The organism is Blautia caccae (assembly GCF_040095955.1).
Lineage (GTDB): Bacteria > Bacillota > Clostridia > Lachnospirales > Lachnospiraceae > Blautia > Blautia celeris.
In genome coordinates this window covers 1-5,853 of record NZ_JBBMFP010000047.1, presented here as the reverse complement: position 1 = coordinate 5,853, position 5,853 = coordinate 1, and the positions used below count along the sequence as shown (strand labels likewise).

General features: G+C 45.9%; 5 protein-coding genes and 1 pseudogene. 4 read left to right on the top strand and 2 right to left on the bottom strand.

What is annotated here, in order from left to right:
• Positions 1 to 258: 258 nt before the first annotated feature.
• Positions 259 to 1,032 carry a sulfite exporter TauE/SafE family protein gene (locus WMO65_RS25800; protein ID WP_148394070.1) on the bottom strand — a complete coding sequence of 258 codons (774 nt, stop codon included), beginning with the start codon at positions 1,030 to 1,032 and terminating at the stop codon, positions 259 to 261.
• Positions 1,029 to 1,466 carry a MarR family winged helix-turn-helix transcriptional regulator gene (locus WMO65_RS25795; protein ID WP_033143666.1) on the bottom strand — a complete coding sequence of 146 codons (438 nt, stop codon included), beginning with the start codon at positions 1,464 to 1,466 and terminating at the stop codon, positions 1,029 to 1,031. Before WMO65_RS25795 ends, WMO65_RS25800 begins: the two co-directional genes overlap by 4 nt.
• Before the next feature lie 648 nt (positions 1,467 to 2,114).
• On the opposite strand from WMO65_RS25795, the gene WMO65_RS25790 reads away from it, so the two are divergent.
• The 4 genes and pseudogenes from WMO65_RS25790 to WMO65_RS25775 form a co-directional block, all read left to right on the top strand.
• Positions 2,115 to 3,011 carry a 3-isopropylmalate dehydrogenase gene (locus WMO65_RS25790; protein ID WP_148394072.1) on the top strand — a complete coding sequence of 299 codons (897 nt, stop codon included), beginning with the start codon at positions 2,115 to 2,117 and terminating at the stop codon, positions 3,009 to 3,011.
• 255 nt (positions 3,012 to 3,266) lie between these two features.
• Positions 3,267 to 4,307 carry a LacI family DNA-binding transcriptional regulator gene (locus tag WMO65_RS25785; RefSeq protein ID WP_033143669.1) on the top strand — a complete coding sequence of 347 codons (1,041 nt, stop codon included), beginning with the start codon at positions 3,267 to 3,269 and terminating at the stop codon, positions 4,305 to 4,307.
• 390 nt (positions 4,308 to 4,697) lie between these two features.
• Positions 4,698 to 5,708, top strand: coding sequence for an inositol 2-dehydrogenase (gene iolG / locus WMO65_RS25780; RefSeq protein WP_033143670.1), 1,011 nt, complete (start codon positions 4,698 to 4,700; stop codon positions 5,706 to 5,708).
• A gap of 17 nt (positions 5,709 to 5,725) precedes the next feature.
• Positions 5,726 to 5,853 (top strand): annotated as a pseudogene (locus WMO65_RS25775) (myo-inosose-2 dehydratase); the annotation flags it as partial.

Genomic DNA, 5,853 nt, shown 5'->3' with positions numbered 1-5,853 from the left:
GCAGAGCAGGACCCTGCAAAAGCCAATCCGCTTAAGTATGCCATCAAGGCAAGAAAATTCATTGCTGAGAAGACAGGGCTTTAAAATATCTTTGAGACAGGTATGAACTGTCCTGCAGAAGATCGCAGCCTCCTGCATGTACAGCTTATATAATAAATGCCCCTCTAATTGAAAATTGTGGTAACTATTTATGCCGCAAAAAATACTGCCGTGGAACAGGACCTGTGAGGAAATGTTCTGCGGCAGTATCTTTGTATATCAGCTTAAAAATTTTACACCTACCATGAGCAGACCCAGAAGAGAGAGCACTACGCCGGTGACACGGTTCAGGGTTTTGGACGGCGCCTTGTTGGCAAACAGAGCTGCGACTCTGGCACCCAGAAAAGTGAACAGGATGCAGAAGAAAAGCGCACCCAGATCTGGTAGGGAGCCGTCAATGAAGAAGTGGGAGGCAGCGCCTGTGAATGCGGTGAAAGCCATAATAAACACACTGGTGCCAACCGCAGTCTTCAGTTCGTATCCCAGTACACTTGTGAGGATGAGAAGCATCATCATACCGCCTCCGGCGCCAATGAATCCGCAGATAAAGCCAATCACCGCGCCGCACAGAAGGGACTGGATGATCTTTGTTCTCTCGCTTTTATTTTCCAGGGCGCTTTTTTCCGTCATGACAGGACGTATGATAAATTTGATGCCCAGAAGCAGTGTCATGAAGACGGAGAAGTTTCCCATAGTGGTGCCCGGCAGCAGGGATGCAATATAGCTTCCCACCAGGGTAAAGGCCAGGACAGAGAAGAGCATGATGACACCATGGCGTACATCCAGGTTTCCGTGTTTTTTATAGGTATAGGCAGAGACTGCCGATGCCAGTACATCAGACGCCAGGGCGATTCCCACAGCCTGATAGGGATCAAAGTGCAGGAAGGTGATCAGCATGGGAGATATTACGGCAGCAGCCGAGAGACCTGCAAGGCCTGTCCCGATTCCGGCCCCCATTCCTGCCAGCAGATAGACGATCAGTTTCAGTATCATTTTTCAAGTGCCTCCTTTATATTCTCAGTTATCTGGCGGAAAGCCAGGTTCACCTCTTTTTTTCTTTCTTCCGGTATCTTTTGTGTGATAAGAGCAAAGATTTCTTCCTGTGTTTTTCTTAAATCCGTAAGTGCAGCATTGGCTTCTTCCGTCAGCCGCAAATGTGTGATTCTCCGGTCCCTTCGGTCCACTGAGGTTGTCAGGTACTGCTTTTGGACCAGTATCTCTATGGATTTTGATACATATGATTTTGCGATTCCACGGATATTCACAATGTCTCTGGCTGTGTCAAAACCGGGATTATTACAGAGGAAGAGAAGAATATCCGCCTCTGTTTTGGAAACGCCATAACGGGATGCGCTTTCCCCTATTTTCCTGGAATAGAGCTGATGAAAAAGCCAGCTTGTTGTCAGAGTATCGCTCAGTGCGTTCATAACAGCCTCCTTTTTGATAAAGTATATTCTGCTGCGGTTTTGCGGCAGAAATGCGTGGTAGATAGTTCTATATAAAACTGTTCCATATAGAACTATTATACAGAATGAAAGAGAGATGTCAATAGTTAAATGCACCACTGTACCGCCAGGTGTTTTCAGGCCGAAGGCATGGAAATCCCCAGGCGGCCAGGACGATATGGAGCCGAATGCACAGTTCTGCCCTTTAGGGTACAAAATGCAATAAATTGCATTTTGGCACTGACCAACTCGGGATTTTGCTTCGCATCGCGCAACATCCCCTTGGGGAAAACACCTCCCGGAACATTGACCGTGAATAGTGACTGACAGATTCAAATGCAGCGGGGCAAAAATACTGTTGCGGTTAATTTCATGATATGTTAGAATTATGAAAAGCATATTTTCTATGTAACTTTTCTGGTTTTGGATCCAATCAGGATACAAAATATCTAAGAGCATTTCATAACAGCAGGTTTGCATCTTTGACCTGTCTTTTCGGAAAATTCGTGCTTTTCTCTCATTTTAGCAGGGGTTTTCTGAAGCGCTTAGAAACCTCCTGTAGTCATTCATTTATGATAATAGAAAATCAACGAAGCGTTTTTCTATTATGGAATAAGGAGGAGGTTTTATATGGAAAAACGGAGGACACATGTGCTGCAGTGGCATCCTGCCTTTTATGCCGATATTCAGATTGAGCTGGAAGCGGAGGCAGATCTTCTGATTTTTGAAAATGAACATCAGTTGGGGACAAAACCAAAGGAGATTGACGTGCTGATCGTAAAAAAGGAACAGGAAGTGCCTGTACGAAAAAATATCGGAAGGATCTTTCGGAAATATAATATTGTAGAATATAAGAGTCCGACAGATTATTTGAGTATAGACGATTTCTATAAAGTTTATGGCTATGCCTGTTTTTACAAGGCGGATACATCCAGGGAAGACAGTATTAAAATTCAAGATATCACCATAACATTTGTATGCCACCGGTATCCGCGCAGCCTTATGCGGCATCTGAAGGAGGAACGGGGATATCAGATCACCGGAGTGGAAGATGGGATCTATTATATTATCGGAGATAAAATCCCCATACAGATGATTCTGACGAAAGAATTATCGGAGAAACACAATTTATGGCTGAAAAGTCTGACTGACGACCTGGAAGGGGCAGATACCGTAAGGCGTTTGATTGAGCAGTACGGAGAGCATAAAGAAAATAAACTGTATAAATCGGTGATGAATCTGATTGTCCGTGCGAATCAGGATAAATTCAAGGAGGTAAAGACAATGTGTGAAGCATTGGAAGAGTTAATGAAAGATGAGATGGATGCAAAAAAGGCAGAAGGAAAAATGGAAGGAAAAACAGAATCTGTTTTGGATCTGCTGCTTGATTTGGGAGAAGTGCCTGAAAAATTACAGGCGGAAATTATGGGGCAGAAGAACCCTGAGATTTTGAAGCAGTGGATAAAATATGCAGCCAGGGCTGAGACAGTCGAAGAGTTTGAACAGAAGATCAGGAAGATGGAATAACAGTATGAATGCGTTACTTTTCACACCCCACTGTCCCGCCAGGTGTTTTCAGGCCAAAGGCATGGAAATGTTACTATGCACGGTCAATGTCCTGGGAGGTGTTTTCCCCAAGGGGATGCTGCGCGATGCGAAGCAAAATCCCGAGGCAGCCAGTGCGAACGGATATCTCTTGCACATTTGACTAAGGGATTATATAATAGTCATAGACATTGCGTGCCCAGGAACGCACACAGGGGCGCGTCAGAAGGAGACAGTATGGGAGTGACAATACGGCAGATCGCAGAGGCGGCTGGAGTCTCACGGGGAACTGTGGACCGGGCCCTCAATAATCGGGGCAGAATTAAGCCGGAAGTGGCTGATCGGATCAGACAAATTGCGGAGGAGATGGGATATAAGCCCAACCAGCTTGGACGTGCCCTCTCTATGAGTAAAAATAACATTAAGATAGGGGTGATCCTCCAGGCAGCAGAGACCCCCTTTATGCAGTGCGTCCTGGAGGGGATTGAACGTGCAAAGGACGAGGTGGACAGCCTGGGCGGGACGGTCCTTCTCTGTAAAATCCCTCACATAAGCGGCAGAGACACCATAGACGCCATGGAGCACATGAGAAGTGAAGGTGTGAGCGCCATCGCCATGGTTCCCATTGAGGAGGAGGAGATAAAGGCGCATATCAATCTTTTTGTGGAGGAGTACCATATACCCATTGTGACTTTTAACTCCGATATGGAGGATACGAAGCGTCTCTGTTTTGTCGGCCAGAATGCCTTTCAGTGCGGACGCGCGGCGGCAGGCCTGATGGGGGAACTGGTGGGAGGCTGCGGAAAGGTGGCTGTTATTTCAGGATACAGTTCCAATCCGTCTCTGAGTAACCGTGTTCTCGGCTTCGGTTCGGAGCTGAAGGCAAAATACCCGGAGATTGAACTGGTGGGACCGGAATACTGTTTTGAGGATAATCATCTGGCAGGACAGGCTACAGAGAAGATTCTGAAAGAAAATCCTGATCTGAAAGGTATTTACATGACATCCCACGGTGAGGAAGGTGTATGCAGAATGCTGGCAAAATACGGCAGGGCAGGCACCGTTAAAATGATAGCCAATGATTTTATGGGTAAAAACTATGAGTTGATGCGGGAAGGAAGTATCCATTTTCTGATCGGACAGGATGCACAGATACAGGGATATGAACCGGTAATGATCTTGTTTCGCCTTCTCTTTAACGGGGAACAGCCCAAGGGAGAGCTGCAGTACACGGAGATATTTATCCGAAATGAATATACCATACCGGAGAATCTGTAAAATACAGTAACTATTCAGTAGGTCTGCGCATTTACTGCGCTGACCGTAAGAAAACGTTTAGCAGCCAAGCAAAAATCCCATCGCCAAAGGCGATTTTGCATGGATTTTTGCCTGTAACTGTGAGGGCACTGAACAGTTACAAAATACAGCAGATTTTCACAAAAATGCCCGGCCTGCCGGGACAGCGTCACTACACATAGGATGCTGCCCCGGCAGGTTTTTTTGGTAAAAATGAATAGAAATGTTATGGTAAAATTGTACAAAATTCAGGGTTGCGTTTTCGGGCACGCAATGATATTATAACATTATCAGATATGCGTGTTCGGGCACACATCAAAAGACACACGCAGAACCATAAAATCATAAAAATGAGTAAAAGGAGATTAGAAAATGGTAAAAGTAGGTATTATCGGAGCAGGCAGAATCGGAAGAGTACATATCACAAGTATCAGCACAAGAGTGAAGGACGCAGTGATCAAAACAGTTGCAGATCCGTTCTTAAATGATGAGACAGCAGCATGGGCAAAGAGCATGGGTGTGGAGCATACAACAAAAGATTACAAGGAGATCATCAACGATCCGGAAATCAACGCGGTATTGATCTGCTCATCCACAGACACACATTCTCCCATCTCTCTGGAAGCGATCAAAGCAGGAAAGCATGTTTTCTGTGAAAAACCGATTGACCATGATGTAGATAAGATCAAAGAAGTTATTGAAGCACTGGAAGGAACTGACATTAAATACCAGGTAGGATTCAACAGAAGATTTGACCACAACTTCGAGGCTGTGCAGCAGGCAGTTGCAGCAGGCAAAGTCGGCAAACCGGAGATCATTAAGATCACCTCCCGCGACCCGGAACCGCCAAGCATTGACTATGTGAAAGTTTCCGGCGGTATGTTCCTGGATATGACGATCCATGATTTCGATATGGTACGTTTCCTGGCTGGCTGTGATGCCACAGAGGTTTATGTACAGGGCGCTAACCTGGTTGATCCGGCTATCGGTGAGGCAGGTGACGTGGATACAGCAGTTATCACCTTACAGATGGAAAACGGCGCGATCGCAGTGATCGACAACTGCAGAAAAGCTGTTTACGGTTATGACCAGAGAGCTGAAGTATTCGGTTCTGAGGGAATGGTAGCAGTCAGCAATGACAGCCAGTCCTCCGCAGTTATCAGCAACGCAGACGGTGTGACAGGTGAAAAACCCATGTTCTTCTTCCTGGAGAGATATATGGATGCATACGGAAAAGAGATCGCAGCGTTCATCGACGCAATCGAAAATGACAAGGAGACTCCTCTGAACGTTATGGATGGCCTGAAACCCGTACTTATGGGCCTGGCTGCAAAGAAATCCTGCGAGGAACACAGACCGGTTAAAATTTCTGAAATCATGTAAGGAAAGGCAGACAGACTATGTTTAATAAAGATAAAGTAAAATTAGGAATCGCACCCATCGCATGGACCAATGATGACCTTCCGGACCTGGGAAAAGAGAATACCTTTGAGCAGTGCGTCAGCGAGATGGCACTGGCAGGCTTCAC